Source organism: Chryseobacterium sp. VD8, assembly GCF_037149975.1.
Classification (GTDB): Bacteria; Bacteroidota; Bacteroidia; order Flavobacteriales; family Weeksellaceae; genus Chryseobacterium; species Chryseobacterium indicum.
Genome location: NZ_JBBCQL010000465.1, coordinates 1 through 378 on the forward strand (window position 1 = coordinate 1; position 378 = coordinate 378).

1 pseudogene is annotated in these 378 nt (G+C 37.8%); it reads right to left on the reverse strand.

From position 1 onward, the window contains the following. Nucleotides 1–378 (reverse strand): annotated as a pseudogene (locus WFK35_RS23055) (UDP-N-acetylglucosamine 1-carboxyvinyltransferase); the annotation flags it as partial.

The following is a 378-nucleotide window of genomic DNA, read 5'->3' on the forward strand; positions in this document are numbered from 1 at the left end:
TCAGTTCCTTTGCCTTTAAAGAGTAAAAATATTCCTCCTCATCATAATGAAATTCAGCACCAAGCTCTACAAGCCCCTGAAAATGGGTGTCTAATCTTCTTCTTCCTATTTTATCGCCTCCCGGAGTCGGCATGTACGCTTCACCATATCTGGCTAACATAGGACCCATCAACATGATCGAGCCTCTCAATTTTGCGCCGTCTTTTTTGAACTCGTTGGATTTTATATAATCAAAATTTACTTTGTCTGCTTTAAAAGTATAATCTCCGTGTCCGTTTTTGGTAACCTTTACTCCAAAATCACCCAGAATCTCAATTAATCGATTAACGTCATGGATATCCGGAATATTTTTAATTCTAACTTCTTCATCAGTCAACA